This window comes from Citrobacter sp. Cpo091, from assembly GCF_030332645.1.
Lineage (GTDB): Bacteria > Pseudomonadota > Gammaproteobacteria > Enterobacterales > Enterobacteriaceae > Citrobacter > Citrobacter portucalensis.
Genome location: NZ_JAOWHL010000040.1, coordinates 181,846 through 198,618, shown reverse-complemented (window position 1 = coordinate 198,618; position 16,773 = coordinate 181,846). Strand labels below are relative to the sequence as shown.

Annotated in this window: 16 protein-coding genes; 12 read left to right on the top strand and 4 right to left on the bottom strand. The window is 49.7% G+C overall.

Going from position 1 to position 16,773, the window contains the following annotated elements; genetic code table 11:
* Window positions 1-165: 165 nt before the first annotated feature.
* Genes osmF through OGY04_RS19880 form a run of 4 tightly spaced genes read left to right on the top strand, consistent with a single transcriptional unit; the run spans window position 166 to window position 3,920 of the window.
* Window positions 166-1,083, top strand: a complete 918-nt coding sequence (gene osmF, locus OGY04_RS19895; protein WP_008785251.1) for a glycine betaine ABC transporter substrate-binding protein OsmF — start codon at window positions 166-168, stop codon at window positions 1,081-1,083.
* 15 nt (window positions 1,084-1,098) lie between these two features.
* Window positions 1,099-2,265, top strand: coding sequence for an ABC transporter permease (locus tag OGY04_RS19890; protein WP_286585939.1), 1,167 nt, complete (start codon window positions 1,099-1,101; stop codon window positions 2,263-2,265).
* The gene (locus OGY04_RS19885; RefSeq protein WP_060683543.1) at window positions 2,258-3,205 is read left to right on the top strand and encodes an ABC transporter ATP-binding protein; all 948 of its coding nucleotides are present in this window, start codon (window positions 2,258-2,260) and stop codon (window positions 3,203-3,205) included. The genes OGY04_RS19890 and OGY04_RS19885 overlap by 8 nt, the downstream gene beginning before the upstream one ends.
* A complete protein-coding gene (locus OGY04_RS19880; protein WP_048234924.1) occupies window positions 3,189-3,920 on the top strand; it encodes an ABC transporter permease in 732 nt (243 codons plus the stop codon). The genes OGY04_RS19885 and OGY04_RS19880 overlap by 17 nt, the downstream gene beginning before the upstream one ends.
* On the opposite strand, the gene OGY04_RS19875 is transcribed toward OGY04_RS19880, so the two are convergent.
* Both OGY04_RS19875 and mlrA read right to left on the bottom strand, forming a co-directional pair.
* The gene (locus tag OGY04_RS19875; protein WP_003027354.1) at window positions 3,901-4,008 is read right to left on the bottom strand and encodes a protein YohO; all 108 of its coding nucleotides are present in this window, start codon (window positions 4,006-4,008) and stop codon (window positions 3,901-3,903) included. The two genes, OGY04_RS19880 and OGY04_RS19875, sit on opposite strands and share 20 nt — an antisense overlap.
* Before the next feature lie 259 nt (window positions 4,009-4,267).
* Window positions 4,268-4,999 carry an HTH-type transcriptional regulator MlrA gene (gene mlrA / locus OGY04_RS19870; protein ID WP_008785248.1) on the bottom strand — a complete coding sequence of 244 codons (732 nt, stop codon included), beginning with the start codon at window positions 4,997-4,999 and terminating at the stop codon, window positions 4,268-4,270.
* 225 nt (window positions 5,000-5,224) lie between these two features.
* Here mlrA and OGY04_RS19865 point away from each other — a divergent pair, with 225 nt between their 5' ends.
* The 3 genes from OGY04_RS19865 to OGY04_RS19855 are packed head-to-tail and all read left to right on the top strand — an operon-like array spanning window position 5,225 to window position 8,143.
* Window positions 5,225-6,910 carry a sensor histidine kinase gene (locus OGY04_RS19865; RefSeq protein WP_020996665.1) on the top strand — a complete coding sequence of 562 codons (1,686 nt, stop codon included), beginning with the start codon at window positions 5,225-5,227 and terminating at the stop codon, window positions 6,908-6,910.
* On the top strand, window positions 6,907-7,626 hold the full coding sequence (gene btsR, locus OGY04_RS19860; RefSeq protein WP_003840155.1) for a two-component system response regulator BtsR: 720 nt from the start codon (window positions 6,907-6,909) through the stop codon (window positions 7,624-7,626). The genes OGY04_RS19865 and btsR overlap by 4 nt, the downstream gene beginning before the upstream one ends.
* A 46-nt stretch (window positions 7,627-7,672) precedes the next feature.
* Window positions 7,673-8,143 carry a YehS family protein gene (locus OGY04_RS19855; protein WP_003834454.1) on the top strand — a complete coding sequence of 157 codons (471 nt, stop codon included), beginning with the start codon at window positions 7,673-7,675 and terminating at the stop codon, window positions 8,141-8,143.
* Between the two features lie 43 nt (window positions 8,144-8,186).
* On the opposite strand, the gene OGY04_RS19850 is transcribed toward OGY04_RS19855, so the two are convergent.
* Window positions 8,187-8,645, bottom strand: a complete 459-nt coding sequence (locus OGY04_RS19850; RefSeq protein WP_020996664.1) for a YehR family lipoprotein — start codon at window positions 8,643-8,645, stop codon at window positions 8,187-8,189.
* A gap of 205 nt (window positions 8,646-8,850) precedes the next feature.
* Window positions 8,851-10,884 carry a methionine--tRNA ligase gene (gene metG / locus OGY04_RS19845; RefSeq protein WP_048224563.1) on the bottom strand — a complete coding sequence of 678 codons (2,034 nt, stop codon included), beginning with the start codon at window positions 10,882-10,884 and terminating at the stop codon, window positions 8,851-8,853.
* A 164-nt stretch (window positions 10,885-11,048) separates the two neighbouring features.
* Between metG and apbC the strand changes: the two genes are divergently transcribed.
* The 5 genes from apbC (at window position 11,049) to OGY04_RS19820 (ending at window position 16,761) form a co-directional block, all read left to right on the top strand.
* Complete coding sequence (gene apbC / locus OGY04_RS19840) at window positions 11,049-12,158, top strand: iron-sulfur cluster carrier protein ApbC (RefSeq protein WP_003027343.1); 1,110 nt, start codon at window positions 11,049-11,051, stop codon at window positions 12,156-12,158.
* A 265-nt stretch (window positions 12,159-12,423) separates the two neighbouring features.
* Window positions 12,424-12,705 carry a DUF2574 family protein gene (locus OGY04_RS19835; protein ID WP_048234930.1) on the top strand — a complete coding sequence of 94 codons (282 nt, stop codon included), beginning with the start codon at window positions 12,424-12,426 and terminating at the stop codon, window positions 12,703-12,705.
* Between the two features lie 285 nt (window positions 12,706-12,990).
* Window positions 12,991-13,533 (top strand): fimbrial protein YehD, encoded by a 543-nt coding sequence (gene yehD / locus OGY04_RS19830; protein ID WP_286585936.1) that lies wholly within the window; start codon window positions 12,991-12,993, stop codon window positions 13,531-13,533.
* Between the two features lie 51 nt (window positions 13,534-13,584).
* The gene (locus OGY04_RS19825; protein ID WP_286585934.1) at window positions 13,585-14,268 is read left to right on the top strand and encodes a fimbria/pilus periplasmic chaperone; all 684 of its coding nucleotides are present in this window, start codon (window positions 13,585-13,587) and stop codon (window positions 14,266-14,268) included.
* A gap of 12 nt (window positions 14,269-14,280) precedes the next feature.
* Window positions 14,281-16,761 (top strand): fimbrial biogenesis outer membrane usher protein, encoded by a 2,481-nt coding sequence (locus OGY04_RS19820; protein ID WP_286585932.1) that lies wholly within the window; start codon window positions 14,281-14,283, stop codon window positions 16,759-16,761.
* Window positions 16,762-16,773 lie beyond the last annotated feature (12 nt).

Sequence of the window (16,773 nt, the reverse complement as noted above, 5' to 3'; positions counted from 1 at the left end):
CCGGCAAATTCATATTGGGTTTGCCGGATTTTTTTTATTTTATTATCGCCTTACCGCTAATAACTCTCAGCGTTACCACCCAATTGCCAGGTTAAGGCTTGATTTTTCGACTATGCTTTTTCCTCAAGTCTCTGAAAAGGGCCGCAAAAGGATGAGGAGTACAGCATGATAATCTCAAAAGTATCGGTGGGTTCGCTGGTGCTGTTAGCCGCGATAAGCCTACCCTTACAGGCCGCGTCACCCGTCACAGTTGGTTCAAAAATAGATACCGAAGGGGCGCTGCTCGGCAACATTATTTTGCAGGTGCTCGAAAGCCATGGCGTGAAAACTGTCAATAAAGTACAGCTGGGCACCACCCCAGTAGTACGTGGGGCAATCACCTCCGGTGAGCTGGATATTTATCCGGAATATACCGGTAATGGCGCATTCTTTTTTAAAGATGAAAATGATCCCGCGTGGAAAAATGCGCAGGCCGGTTTCGAGAAAGTGAAAAAGCTGGATGCAGAGCAAAATAAGCTGGTCTGGCTAACACCTGCACCCGCCAATAATACCTGGACCATTGCGGTACGCCAGGATGTCGCGCAAAAGAACAAGCTTGAGTCCCTTGCTGATTTAGGCCGCTACCTGAAAGACGGGGGAACGTTCAAACTTGCTGCCTCTGCTGAATTTATCGAACGGGCTGACGCGTTGCCTGCGTTTGAAAAAGCCTATGATTTCAAACTGAATCAAAATCAGCTGTTGTCGCTGGCAGGAGGAGATACCGCGGTGACGATTAAAGCAGCGGCGCAGCAGACTTCTGGCGTCAATGCGGCGATGGCTTATGGCACCGATGGCCCGGTAGCGGCGCTCGGTCTGCAAACTTTAAGCGATCCCAAAGGTGTCCAGCCCATTTATGCGCCAGCACCCGTCGTACGTGAATCGGTGCTGAAAGACTACCCGCAAATGGGAGAATGGCTACAACCGGTTTTTGCCAGCCTGGATGAAAAAACATTGCAGCAGCTGAATGCCAGTATTGCCGTGGAGGGGCTGGATGCGAAAAAAGTTGCAGCAGACTACCTGAAGCAAAAAGGATGGGTGAAGTAACGGAGTTTGCAGCAGGTGGGTGTTTTGTCAAAGATTTCAGTTAATCGGGTGCTGTTGTTACTGGTACTTCTTACCTTCGCGGCGGCAGCGCTGCCTTTCATTAGCTATGCGCCTAATCGCCTGGTCTCCGGTGAGGGGCGCCAACTCTGGGATATCCGGCCCGACATGGCGTGGGGATTGGCAGTAGCCTGTTCGCTGCTGTTTCTTCTGTGCTTTGTACCGGGAAAGCCCGGCAATATATTGACGCTTGTTATTAGCCAGTTGCTGGTGATTGCGGCGCTGGTAACCGCAGGAACAACGGCAACGTATCTGGCCCAGACGGGAAGTCCACTGGCCAGAACCAGCCTGGGCAGCGGGTTCTGGTTGGGGCTAGGACTAATGTTGCTGGCCGCCAGTGACGCCATTCGTCGCATAACCGAGCTGGCATCATGGCGTTGGCTGTTGCACGCGCAAATGTTTATTTTTCCGCTGGTGCTTTTGTTCTCCGGCACGTTTAACGATCTTTCCCTGCTTAAAGAATATGCCAACCGTCAGGATGTCTTCAACGACGCCCTGGCGCAGCATCTGACAATTCTGTTCGCTACCGTGGTGCCCGCGCTGCTTATTGGTGTGCCGTTGGGCATCTGGTGTGCTTTCTCTGTCTCCCGTCAGGGGCCGGTTTTTGCGGTACTGAATATCATCCAAACCATTCCCTCAGTCGCGCTGTTTGGCCTGTTAATTGCGCCCCTTTCCGGGTTGGTGAAGCACTTTCCTGTGTTGGGTTCGCTCGGCGTCGCCGGAACCGGCCTGACGCCTGCGCTTATTGCGTTAGTGCTGTATGCGCTGTTACCGCTGGTACGTGGCGTTGTGGCTGGGTTGAATCAGGTGCCGCAGGATGTACTGGAAAGCGCCCGAGCGATGGGGATGAACACTTTCCAGCGGTTTGTCTCGGTGCAGTTCCCGCTGGCATTGCCGGTCTTCTTGCGCAGTTTACGGGTAGTGATGGTGCAAACGGTGGGAATGGCGGTGATTGCTGCGCTGATTGGCGCAGGGGGATTTGGCGCGCTGGTCTTTCAGGGATTGCTCAGTAGCGCCGTCGATTTAGTGTTGCTGGGCGTGATCCCGGTTGTGGTACTGGCAGTATTGATTGATGCGCTGTTTGATTTAGGGCTCGCGCTGTTGAAGGTAACAAACAATGATTGAATTTCGCCATGTCAGTAAAACCTATGGTCAGCAAACAGCCGTTGACGACCTTAATCTGCGGTTGGGGGAGGGCAGCTTTTCGGTGTTAATTGGCACGTCAGGTTCCGGGAAATCCACCACGCTGAAAATGATCAATCGGCTGGTTGAACATGACAGCGGACAGATTCGCTTTGCCGGGGAAGAGATCCGCAGCCTACCGGTGCTGGAGTTAAGGCGGCGCATGGGATACGCGATTCAGTCGATTGGCTTGTTTCCCCACTGGACAGTCGCGCAGAACATCGCCACGGTGCCGCAGCTACAAAAGTGGTCGCGTTCTCGTATTGATGACCGAACAGACGAACTGATGGCGCTGCTGGGTCTTGAGGACAGTTTGCGCCATCGTTATCCGCATCAGCTGTCTGGCGGGCAACAGCAGCGGGTCGGAGTGGCGCGTGCCCTGGCGGCAGATCCGCAGGTACTGCTGATGGATGAGCCTTTTGGCGCGCTGGATCCGGTCACCCGCGGTGCGCTGCAGCAGGAGATGACGCGTATTCATCGTCTGCTCGGGCGTACCATTGTGCTGGTGACGCATGATATCGACGAGGCGCTAAGGCTGGCGGAGCATCTGGTTCTGATGGATGCAGGAAAGGTAGTGCAGCAAGGCACGCCGCTGTCGATGCTGACAGCACCGGCGAACGAATTCGTGCAAACATTCTTTGGCCGTAGTGAACTGGGCGTACGTCTGTTGTCGCTTCGCACGGTAGGGGATTTTATCCGTCGCGGTGAACACACAGCCGGTGAACCGTTGGTAGATGAAATGACGCTGCGTGATGCGTTGTCGGTGTTCGTAGCGCGCGGTTGCGACGTCTTGCCGGTCGTGACCCCGCAGGGGGTGTCCTGCGGGACGCTTCATTTTCGTGATTTGCTTTCGGAGATGCCGACCCGTGAAACGTCTTGCTGATCCGTTGTTATGGCTTATTGTTCTGTTTCTGGTCCTGTTAGTTGGGTTGCCTCATAGTCAGGCCTTGTTCAGTGCGCTATTTCCGGCGCTACCGCGTCCCGTGTATCAGCAGGAAAGTTTTGCGGCGCTGGCATTGAGCCATTTTGGCCTGGTGGGGATTTCAAGCCTGATTGCCGTACTCATTGGCACCGGGGCCGGTATAGCGGTAACCCGGCCCTGGGGCGCGGAATTCCGGCCGATGGTGGAAACCATTGCCGCCGTGGGGCAGACCTTTCCGCCAGTTGCGGTGTTGGCGATAGCTGTACCGGTGATGGGATTTGGTCCTGAACCGGCAATTATCGCGTTGATCCTGTATGGCGTATTACCGATCTTGCAGGCAACACTGGCGGGACTCGGCGGAATTTCACCCAGCGTGATGGATATTGCCAGCGGAATGGGTATGAGTCAGGGGCAGCGGCTGCGTAAAGTCGAGTTGCCGCTGGCGGCCCCGGTGATTCTGGCCGGGATTCGCACGTCGGTGATTATTAATATCGGCACCGCAACCATCGCCTCAACCGTTGGGGCGAACACGCTGGGTACGCCGATTATTATCGGGCTGAGTGGGTTCAATACCGCCTATGTGATTCAAGGGGCGCTGTTGGTCGCGCTGGCGGCGGTAATTGTTGACCGCGGGTTTGAGAAATTAGCGAGACATCTTACCCGGCACGTAAAATAAAGGTATAGCCTGCCAGCATGACACCGCCGATACCGCCGATGGCCATCAGCAGGAAGAGGGTAATGACACCGATTTTAGCTGCGCTCATTATGCACTCCTTATGTGAATCCAAGGATTGTACACGTTTGTTAATAGAATATTAAGAGCCTGGATCATTAGGCGTTATTGGCGCAGACAGTTTGAACACGGCCAGCGCGGAAGAACCGGAGCGTACACGTAGTACGTGAGGATTATTCGCTACGCTCACCCTCCGGGCCGCCCTAAAGGGCGTTCAAAACTCTCTGAGTGTTGTCTGAGCACTGCCCAGGTTCGAAATGGCAAGCAAAATAGCCCTAATGGGCCAGGCTCTAAATACCGAGTGGATAAATATCGTGACCCAACGCGCGCCATTCATTCAGCTGTTGCTGCTGAGCGGGTGTTTGGTTCTCGCCGCACCAGACAAGCAAGGTGCGACCTTCAAACAGCTCCGGTCGCAGTTGGTTCAGCGAGTGGGCAAGGACGTCAATGCGCCATCCCTGCTGGCTGGCGACCCAACCTTCCAGCCATAAACGGGTGGTATCCTGAATGTTCCAGCCAACCACCAGAGCATCTTTCCCCTGTTTCTTACGCGCCGAAGCCAGACAAATTGCGATGTAGTTGATCAGTACGCCGTCGAGGATCCCCAGTAACGCCTGCAGGATCGGCTGTTGGCATTGCAGACGTCGGCGCAGCGGAATGAACAAATGGGTGTTGAGCGTTTGCGCGGGATAATCCTGGCCGCGCTCTTTGATCCACAGTCTGAGGCTATGCAGATTATTACTTTGCAAATAGCTCAACAGCGTCTCTTGTTGTTCGCGCCAGCCGTTATGGACATCAATGTTCTCATTGCTGAGCAGCATTTTTACCTTACTGACCTGAACGCCGTTGTTTATCCAGCGTTTTATCTCGCGGATCCGGTCGATATCCGCGTCGTTAAACAGACGATGCCCGCCGTCTGTCCGCTGCGGTTTAAGTAATCCGTAACGCCTCTGCCACGCGCGTAAAGTGACAGGGTTGATATCACAAAGCAAAGCCACTTCACCTATTGTGTAAAGCGCCATCGTCGTCTCACTCTTGCTCGCGAGGTCCCAGTTTTACTTTAGACGCTCTTTTGCGAACCAGGTAGTTTTGTCTGTTTTTTGATCTATGAATGGGTGAATTTGTAACCATGCTCGCGCTTTCGAGTGATCGTTCTCACAAATTCGTCTTTTTTTGCAACACTTCAAAGAAAGTTACACGCAGCCCATGTATGTTACGCGCTTTTAAGTGATGTGTGGTTGGCGGGTATGTACGAGTTTAATCTGGTGTTGCTGCTGCTTCAGCAGATGTGTGTGTTCCTCGTTATCGCGTGGCTCATGAGCAAAACGCGTTTGTTTATTCCGCTGATGCAGGTGACTATCCGACTCCCGCATAAACTGCTTTGCTATGTTACTTTTTCCATTTTCTGCATTTTAGGTACCTATTTCGGGCTGCACATTGATGATTCTATTGCCAACACTCGCGCTATAGGCGCGGTGATGGGCGGGCTGCTTGGCGGCCCTGTGGTCGGTGGTTTAGTTGGTCTTACCGGCGGTTTGCATCGTTATTCGATGGGTGGGATGACAGCGCTTAGCTGCATGATCTCGACCATTGTGGAAGGGTTGCTCGGCGGGCTGGTGCACAGCGTGCTCACCCGTCGTGGTCGTACCGATAAAGTCTTTAGTCCGCTGACAGCGGGGGCGATTACCTTTGTCGCCGAACTGGTGCAGATGCTGATCATCTTATTAATTGCCCGTCCGTTTGACGATGCGTTTCGGTTGGTCAGCAATATTGCCGCGCCTATGATGGTGACCAATACCGTGGGCGCCGCCTTGTTTATGCGTATTTTGCTCGATAAACGGGCGATGTTTGAAAAATATACCTCCGCTTTTTCCGCCACAGCACTCAAAGTTGCCGCCTCAACGGAAGGTATTTTACGCCAGGGGTTCAACGAGGTTAACAGCATGAAGGTTGCTCAGGTGCTGTATGAAGAGCTGGATATCGGTGCGGTGGCGATTACCGATCGTGAGAAACTGCTGGCATTTACCGGTATTGGTGACGATCACCATCTACCCGGAAAACCTATTTCATCGTCATATACCCAACGCGCGATTGAAACCGGAGAGGTGGTGTATGCCGATGGGAATGAAGTTCCTTACCGTTGCTCTTTGCACCCGCAATGCAAATTAGGCTCGACGCTGGTGATCCCTCTGCGAGGTGAAAACCAGCGGGTAATGGGGACCATCAAACTGTATGAAGCCAAAAACCGCCTCTTTAGTTCGATCAACCGTACGCTGGGGGAAGGGATCGCCCAACTGCTTTCGGCGCAAATTCTGGCCGGGCAGTATGAGCGGCAAAAAGCGATGCTCACGCAGTCGGAAATAAAACTCCTGCACGCCCAGGTCAATCCCCATTTTCTGTTTAATGCTCTCAACACCATCAAAGCTGTGATCCGACGCGATAGCGAGCAGGCCAGCCAACTGGTGCAGTATCTGTCGACGTTCTTTCGTAAAAATTTAAAACGCCCGTCGGAAATTGTGACGCTGGCCGATGAAATTGAACACGTTAATGCTTATCTGCAAATTGAAAAGGCACGATTCCAGTCGCGTCTTCAGGTGACCTTGACGGTGCCAGAAGAACTTTCGCATCAGCAATTACCCGCCTTTACTCTGCAACCCATCGTGGAGAATGCCATTAAACACGGTACTTCTCAGTTACTGGATACCGGTGAAGTATCGATTACCGCCCATCGCGAAGGGCAATATCTGATGCTGGATATCGAAGACAATGCCGGGCTGTATCAGCCAACCTCAGAAGCCAGTGGACTGGGTATGAATCTGGTCGATAAACGACTGCGCGAGCGGTTTGGCGATGATTTTGGCATCAGCGTAGCGTGTGAACCTGACCGCTTTACCCGAATCACTTTACGACTTCCTCTGGAGGAACTGGCATGATCAAAGTGCTGATTGTCGATGACGAACCGTTAGCCCGGGAGAATCTGCGGATCCTGTTGCAAGAGCAAAGCGACATCGAGATTGTCGGTGAATGTTCGAATGCGGTGGAAGCCATTGGCGCGGTGCATAAATTGCGTCCGGATGTTCTGTTCCTTGACATTCAGATGCCGCGAATCAGCGGCCTGGAAATGGTTGGCATGCTTGATCCCGAGCATCGTCCGTACATTGTTTTTCTGACCGCCTTTGATGAGTATGCGGTGAAAGCCTTCGAAGAACATGCGTTTGATTATCTGCTCAAGCCGATTGAAGAAGCACGGCTGGAAAAAACGCTGATCCGTTTGCGTCAGGAGCGCACTAAGCAGGATGTATCACTGCTGCCAGAAAATCAGCAGGCGCTGAAGTTTATTCCGTGCAGCGGCCATAGCCGGATTTATTTGCTGCAAATGGATGATGTGGCGTTTATCAGCAGTCGCATGAGTGGTGTGTATGTGACGAGCAGCGATGGCAAAGAAGGCTTCACTGAGTTGACGCTCAGGACGCTGGAGAGCCGAACTCCTCTGCTGCGTTGTCATCGGCAATATCTGGTAAATATGGCGCAATTGCAGGAGATCCGTCTGGAAGACAACGGTCAGGCGGAACTGATTTTGCGTAACGGACTGACCGTTCCGGTGAGTCGTCGTTATCTTAAAAGTCTAAAAGAGGCGATTGGACTGTAAAACTGATACACTGCGCGCCATTGCATCACCGACAGTTGAAGGCTCTATGCTAAGTAACGATATTCTTCGTAGCCTGCGCTACACCCTGAAAGCGAACAATAACGACATGGTGCGTATTCTTGCGCTTGCTGACATGGAATCCACCTCCGCAGGTTTCGATACCTGGATGACAAAAGAAGATGAGGCTGGGTTTGTTCGTTGCCCGGATATCATTCTCTCCGGTTTTTTAAACGGCCTGATTTATCATCTGCGTGGTAAAGATGATTCTGCACCGGAACTGGCGCTGGAGCGTCGTGTTAATAACAATACGGTGCTGAAAAAGCTGCGTATCGCCTTTTCGCTGAAAACCGATGATATTCTGGCTATTATGACCGAGCAGAAATTCCGTGTGTCGATGCCGGAAATTACCGCCATGATGCGTGCACCTGATCATAAGAACTATCGCGAATGCGGCGATCAGTTCCTGCGTTATTTTCTGCGTGGTTTGACATCACGGGTACATAACGCGAAGCCATAAAGAAAAAATGGGCGACGCCGATTAACATCGGGTCGCCGATGGTTTACTTCACTTCTTTAAAACCCGCCGATTCCATTACCGTTTGCATTTGCTTCATGCTGATGTTTTTATTGGCGTTTTCAGATAGCTTCATCCCTGAAATGGCCTGCAACGCTTTTATATCAACTTTTTCCATATCGATAGTGACATTTTCTTGCGCGTAGGTATCTGAATAGGTGAGTTTTTCTTCTATGCCAGGAATGTTCTGATATTTGGCGCTTAATGCGTCGAATACTTTTGCTGCTTCCTCTTTATTGCTGGCACCGACTGACGCATAGCTAATTTTACTTTCGGAGATTTGCTTCAGGACCTTATCACCTTTATAGGTGTAAGAGACGGTGATATCAGAACCATTAATGTTGGCATTGAATGTTTTTGTCTCTTCTTTATCACCACATCCCGCCAGGGAAAAAACCACAATCGATGCCACGGCGAGAGAAAATAATTTTTGTAACGCTTTCATGTAAAACTCCATTTCATGAATATCGGATGTTAAATAATAACGTCCACGAATCTGGTGAGCCCGGACTACCTTGATACCAGAGCAGTATAGAATAAATCTAATATTAACAACGAAGCAGTCCGAAAATGGAGCGGGGGTTAAGATTAGAGGAAGCACTTGCGTAGCAAAAAAAAGCGCTGCGGTTGCAGCGCTTGAGATGTTTGATTTACTTCACCTGTTGGCCTGGTTTTGCACCTTCGTCCGGGCTTAACAGGAAGATATCTTTCCCGCCAGGACCTGCGGCCATCACCATCCCTTCGGAAATGCCGAAGCGCATCTTACGTGGTGCCAGGTTGGCAACCATAATGGTCTGGCGGCCAATCAGGACCTGCGGATCTGGATACGCAGAACGAATACCAGAGAAGACGTTACGTTTCTCACCACCGAGATCCAGCGTCAGACGCAGCAGTTTGTCGGAACCTTCCACGAATTCGGCGTTTTCAATCAGCGCTACACGCAGGTCAACTTTGGCGAAATCGTCAAAGGTGATGGTTTCCTGAATCGGGTCATCAGCCAGCGGGCCGGTAACCGGTGCTGCAGCTGCTTTCACTTCTTCTTTCGACGCCTCAACCAGCGCTTCAACTTGTTTCATGTCGATGCGATTGTACAGCGCTTTAAAGGTGTTGACCTTGTGGCCGAGCAGTGGCTGTTCAATGGCATCCCAGCTCAGTTCGCTGTTCAGGAAAGCTTCAACACGTTCAGCAAGCGTTGGCAGAACCGGTTTCAGGTAGGTCATCAGCACGCGGAACAGGTTGATACCCATGGAGCAGATCGCCTGCAGGTCGGCATCGCGGCCTTCCTGTTTAGCTACGACCCACGGTGCCTGTTCGTCAACGTAGCGGTTTGCCACGTCGGCCAGCGCCATGATTTCACGGATAGCTTTACCAAATTCACGGCTTTCCCATGCTTCGCCAATCACCGCCGCGGCGTCGGTGAAGGTTTTATACAGCGCCGGGTCGGCCAGTTCATTCGCCAGAACGCCGTCAAAACGCTTAGCAATAAAGCCGGCGTTACGGGATGCCAGGTTGACTACTTTGTTGACGATATCGGCGTTAACGCGCTGGACAAAGTCTTCCAGGTTCAGGTCGATGTCATCAATACGTGAAGAAAGCTTCGCGGTGTAGTAATAGCGCAGACTGTCGGCATCGAAGTGCTTCAGCCAGGTGCTGGCCTTAATGAAGGTGCCGCGAGATTTGGACATCTTCGCGCCGTTCACCGTCACATAACCGTGTACGAACAGGTTGGTCGGCTTACGGAAGTTGCTGCCTTCCAGCATGGCAGGCCAGAACAGGCTGTGGAAGTAAACGATATCCTTACCGATGAAATGATACAGCTCGGCGTCGGAATCTTTCTTCCAGTATTCGTCAAAACTGGTGGTGTCACCGCGCTTATCGCACAGGTTTTTGAATGAACCCATATAGCCAATTGGCGCGTCCAGCCACACGTAGAAGTACTTGCCAGGCGCATTCGGGATTTCAAAACCGAAGTACGGGGAATCGCGAGAGATATCCCACTGTTGCAGGCCGGATTCGAACCATTCCTGCATTTTGTTGGCGACCTGCTCCTGTAACGCGCCGCTGCGCGTCCACGCCTGCAGCATTTCGCTGAATGACGGCAGATCAAAGAAGAAGTGTTCGGAGTCACGCATCACCGGCGTTGCGCCAGACACGACGGATTTCGGCTCGATAAGTTCGGTCGGGCTGTAGGTTGCGCCGCAGACTTCACAGTTATCGCCGTACTGATCCGGAGACTTACATTTCGGGCAGGTGCCTTTAACAAAACGGTCCGGCAGGAACATGCCTTTTTCCGGATCGTAAAGCTGGGAGATTGTACGGTTCTTAATAAAACCGTTCTCCTTCAGGCGAGTATAAATCAGCTCAGACAACTCACGGTTCTCTTCGCTGTGCGTCGAGTGGTAGTTGTCATAGCTGATGTCAAAACCTGCAAAATCAGTCTGATGCTCCTGACTCATTTCACCGATCATCTGCTCTGGCGTGATCCCAAGCTGCTGTGCTTTCAGCATGATTGGCGTACCGTGTGCGTCGTCCGCGCAGATGAAGTTAACCTGGTGGCCGCGCATTCGCTGGTAACGGACCCAGACATCAGCCTGGATGTGCTCCAGCATATGGCCGAGGTGGATTGAGCCGTTGGCGTACGGCAGCGCGCACGTTACCAGAATTTTCTTCGCGACTTGAGTCATAGTGGGCAATTACTTCTTTTGTAGTGAAAAGGGCTTTGATAGTACCAAAATGGTAATTACTGCGCCAAGCGATAAGGGCATTTATCCGTAAATGAATAATTGTTGCGGTTGGAGTAAACTACCTGGTGACTATTGTATATTCAGAACAACAAAAAGGAGTCGGGATGAACGCACAATCCCAGGCCAAATCACCAGAGACCCTGCGCGCCATGGTTGCCGGGACGCTGGCGAATTTTCAGCATTCAACCCTGAAGCATAATCTGACGACGCTTAAAGCGTTGCACCACGTCGCCTGGATGGATGACACGTTGCACGTTGAGCTGGTCATGCCGTTTGTCTGGCATAGCGCGTTTGAGGACTTAAAAGAGCAATGTAGCGCCGATCTGCTGCGTATTACCGGTGCTAAAGCGATCGACTGGAAACTGTCGCATAACATCGCGACGCTGAAACGCGTGAAAAACCAGCCGGGTATTAATGGTGTGAAAAACATCATCGCCGTCAGTTCAGGTAAAGGTGGCGTGGGTAAATCCTCTACCGCCGTGAACCTGGCGCTGGCGCTGGCTGCAGAAGGGGCGAAGGTAGGGATTCTGGACGCCGATATTTATGGTCCGTCTATCCCGACAATGCTTGGCGCGGAAAACCAGCGTCCAACCTCGCCAGATGGTACCCACATGGCACCGATCATGTCTCATGGTCTGGCAACGAACTCCATTGGTTATCTGGTCACTGACGATAACGCGATGGTATGGCGCGGCCCGATGGCCAGCAAAGCGCTGCTGCAGATGTTGCAGGAAACCTTATGGCCGGATCTTGATTATCTGGTACTGGATATGCCGCCGGGCACCGGTGACATCCAGCTGACGCTGGCGCAGAACATTCCGGTAACGGGCGCAGTTGTTGTCACTACGCCGCAGGACATCGCGCTGATCGATGCGAAAAAGGGCATCGTGATGTTCGAAAAAGTCGAAGTGCCGGTACTGGGTATTGTTGAGAATATGAGTATGCATATTTGCAGCAACTGCGGTCACCATGAACCGATCTTTGGTACCGGTGGGGCACAGAAGTTGGCTGAGCAGTATCACACTCAACTGCTGGGACAGATGCCACTGCATATTTCTCTGCGTGAGGACCTCGATCGTGGTACACCGACGGTGATTAGCCGTCCTGATAGCGAATTTACTGCTATTTACCGCGACCTGGCAGGACGAGTGGCTGCACAGCTCTACTGGCAAGGAGAAGTTATTCCGGGCGAGATTGCCTTCCGCGCGGTGTAATTTATAGCGTTACAGATATTCACCGTATCAATGTATTATTGATGCGGTGAATATATTAAATTTAAAAATCTTACGATATTGTTCACTCTGCGTTTATAATTCATGCCTTTTTCCGAATAAATCACCTCGATGCATCATTATAATTGATCAAATCTATCTCATTAATCTACAATTTCAATTGGTTCAAACAGGGTGTTATGCCCATAATCTGCTGAACAGGTCCTCTGTATGCTATTTGATGCTAACCACAGGAATAACGATTAAAATGAAAAAAAGTTTACTGATGGGAATTATAGCTCTGACTTATGGAATGAGCGCCCCTACCTTCGCTTCCGATACTGCGACCTTAACAATCAGTGGGCGAGTCGTTGAACCAACCTGTAGTGCTGACGTCGTGAATAACAACGTTCAACAGAAATGTGGTCAATCTCTTCATCTTTCAAATGTCAGTCATGTGGATCCTGTTCCAGCGAAGGGCGTCGTGACCGAGATCGTTTCTGTACCAGGGGATTCTATGCGACAGATAGTGTTAAACCGTTACGATTAGACTAAGAATCTCAGCGTTGATATTAAGCACTCATCATTTGCATGAATGATGAGTGCTTTTTTATTTCTCTAGAAAATAAAAAACGACAATTAATAACGCTAATTTATTAAATATATAAATAATATTTATCTTAACTTATTTGTTGCAATTATATTGCAATTAGTAACTTGTTTTAAATCAACAAAACAACGCGTTCACATTGCGATAACGTTTTTGTTGTGCGAATTTAATTTCAAGAGATAACAACTCTTAATAAATAGAAATTACTTGATTAAGGAAGATACTATGAAACGTTCAATTATTTCTGCTGCTGTATTGTCTGCTGTATTTATGAGCGCTGGGGCTTTTGCTGTTGATTCTGATTCCGGAGTTTTAAATATTAGCGGTAAGGTAACCGGAACTTCATGTCAGTTTGTTGATGGCGCGACAGAAGCTACAATTACATTGTCTAGCATTCCGGATTCTTTATTCAATGAGGTTAACGTCGGAGATGATGTAACCTATGGAGAGGGACGTGCCAGTTCACCATTGGAAATTAAATGTAAAAACGCTTCAAATGTTAAGGTTTTCATTTCTGCTAATGACGTTGACAATAACGATATTATTATACCTAATATTGGCTTGGATACTGGAGTAGGTTTTAAACTGTTCCATAACAATAAATCGATTGCTAAATCTGGAAGCGAAGGTATTCCTTTAAGCGAGTTTCCAGCAACAGAAGATGGTGTATATAAACTCGATCTTGCAGCTCGTTACGCTAAAAGGGCAACGGATGTGAACACTGGTGATGTAAATGCCACTGTGACTCTGAAAGTTGTTCAGGAATAAATTATAACCGGCAGTATTGTACTGCCGGTAGTTAATCTGAAGGGATAATGAATGAAAGGATTTTACGCATTAATTATATCATCAATCATTATGCCCGCCCATGCGGGAATTGTGATCTACGGTACTCGCGTTATCTACCCAGCAGATAAAAAGGAAGTATTAGTCCAGTTGATGAACCAAGGGAACCGATCTTCACTGGTACAGTCATGGATTGATGACGGCGATAGTTCTTTACCTCCGGAAAAAATTCATGTGCCATTTATGATTACCCCCCCGGTTGCAAAGGTGGCTGGAAACTCAGGCCAGCAGTTAAAAATTAAAAAAATGTCTAATATGCTGCCTAACAATAAAGAAAGCTTGTTTTATCTCAATGTACTGGATATTCCACCGAATAATCCTGACAGCGCAGGAAGAAATATACTCAAGTTCGCGATGCAGAATAGGATAAAACTAATTTATAGACCTACAGGTATTTCTCAAGTTAATAAGCATACGTTTCAAAAACTGTCTATGAAACGTAGCGGCGGTATTTACTCCATTAAAAATGATGCGGCTAACTGGATCACGGTGACGGAAGTAAAAGCTAACAATGTCAAGATAAATAACGAAAGCATTATGCTCGCACCGCTCTCCAGTGCAGATGTGGCGTTAAAAAGTGCTAATACCAATCAATATAAAATGACCATTATAGACGATCACGGTAATTATATTAGCGATAACGTCAGCCTAAAATAACAGGAGCTGGTTATGTTAAGGATGACTCCGATTGCTTCGGCGGTATTACTGTTGCTACTCGGCATTGATGCTCATGCCGCAGAAGAAACGTTTGATACAAATTTTATGATGGGTGGAATGAAGGGTGAAAAGATTTCTGATTTTCGCCTCGATGATAATCAACCACTGCCTGGCCAATATGATATTGATATCTACGTCAATAAACAGTGGCGTGGTAAGTATGAAATTACCGTTAAGGATCATCCGGATGACACCTGTTTATCCCGCGATGCATTAACGCGTCTGGGGATAAATATACAAGCGTTGGACCAGAAGAATGAATGCCCAACCTTGAAGCAGGCGGTACAAGGGGGCAGTTATGCCTGGAATATCGGCACGTTTCGTCTGGATCTTAGCGTTCCGCAGGCGTTTGTCGATGAACTTGAGCAAGGGTACGTTCCTCCTGAGAACTGGGATCGTGGCATTAATGCCTTCTATACCTCGTACTATGCCAGCCAGTATTACAGCGACTATAAGGATTCTGGCAACAGTAAAAGTACTTACGCGCGTTTCACCAGCGGGTTAAACCTGCTGGGCTGGCAGCTGCATTCCGATGCCAGTTATAACAAAACCGATGACAGCAGCGGGGAGTGGAAAAGCAACACCCTGTATCTGGAACGCGGCATCCCGCAAATTCTCGGAACGCTGCGTGCCGGGGATATGTATACCTCATCAGATATTTTTGATGCAGTGCGTTTTCGCGGCGTACGGTTGTATCGTGATATGCAGATGCTGCCGAACTCAAAACAGAATTTTACGCCGCTGGTGCAGGGGATTGCGCAAAGTAACGCGCTGGTCACCATCGAACAGAACGGCTTTGTGGTCTACCAGAAAGAGGTTCCGCCAGGCCCGTTCTCTATTGCGGATTTACAGCTTGCAGGCGGCGGTGCGGATCTTGATGTTAGCATCAAAGAGGCTGACGGATCGGTAACAACCTATCTGGTGCCCTATGCTGCGGTGCCCAATATGTTGCAGCCGGGTGTCTCAAAATATGATTTTGCGGCTGGGCGTAGCCATATCGAAGGCGCCAGTAACCAGACCGACTTTGCACAGATGAGCTATCAGTACGGGCTGAATAATCTGTTAACGCTGTACGGCGGTACCATGCTGGCGGATAACTACAATGCGTTTACGTTGGGTACTGGCTGGAATACGCGTATTGGCGCGATTTCTGTTGATGCAACACAGTCCCATAGTAAGCAGGATAATGGCGATGTATTTGACGGGCAAAGTTATCAGATCGCCTATAACAAGTATTTGACGCAAACAGCCACCCGTTTTGGCTTAGCGGCGTATCGCTACTCTTCCAAGGACTATCGCACGTTTAACGATCACGTCTGGTCAAATAACAAAAATAACTACCGTCGTGATGAAGACGATGTGTATGACATTGCAGATTATTATCAGAATGATTTTGGCCGTAAGAACAGCTTTTCGGCGAACGTCAGTCAGTCTTTGCCGCAAGGCTGGGGCTCGTTTTCGCTCAGTACGCTTTGGCGCGATTACTGGGGGCGTAGCGGTAGCAGCAAAGATTATCAGCTGAGTTATTCCAATAGCTGGCAACGGATAAGCTATACCTTTTCAGCTAGTCAGACTTACAACGAGGATCATCACGAAGATAAACGTTTTAATATCTTTATCTCCATTCCGTTTGACTGGGGAGATGATATTAGCGCTCCGCGCAGACATTTGTATGTGTCTAACTCAACGACTTTTGATGATGATGGTTTTGCTTCTAACAATACCGGGCTTTCCGGTACCGCAGGAAGTCGCGATCAGTTTAATTACGGCGTTAATCTTAGCCATCAACGGCAGGGCAGTGAAACAACGGCGGGCGGCAATCTGACGTGGAATGCGCCAGTTGCTACGCTTAACGGCAGCTACAGCCAGTCGTCTAAATATACGCAAGCTGGTGGCAGCATTTCGGGTGGTCTTGTGGCCTGGTCTGGTGGCTTGAATTTAGCCAACCGATTATCAGAAACCTTTGCCGTGATGCATGCGCCAGGGCTGGAAGGGGCGTATGTGAACGGGCAGAAATACCGCACCACCAACCGTAATGGCGTGGTGGTCTACGATGGCTTAACGCCTTATCGTGAAAACCACTTGATGCTGGATGTTTCTAATACTAATAGTGAAACCGATCTGCAAGGGAATCGGCGTAATGCAGCCCCATATCGGGGAGCAGTTGTTCTGGCGAGGTTTGATACCGACCAACGTAAACCCTGGTATATCCGGGCGTTGCGTCCTGATGGTTCACCGCTGACGTTTGGTTATGAAGTAGAAGATATTCATGGACACAATATTGGCGTGGTCGGCCAGGGAAGCCAGCTCTTTATTCGCACTAATGAAGTGCCATCAGAGATAAAAGTAGCTGTCGATAAACAACAGGGACTTTCATGCTCAATCACCTTCGATAAAACGATTGATGAAAGTAAAATTTATATTTGTCGGTAAGGTGGAGAGTCA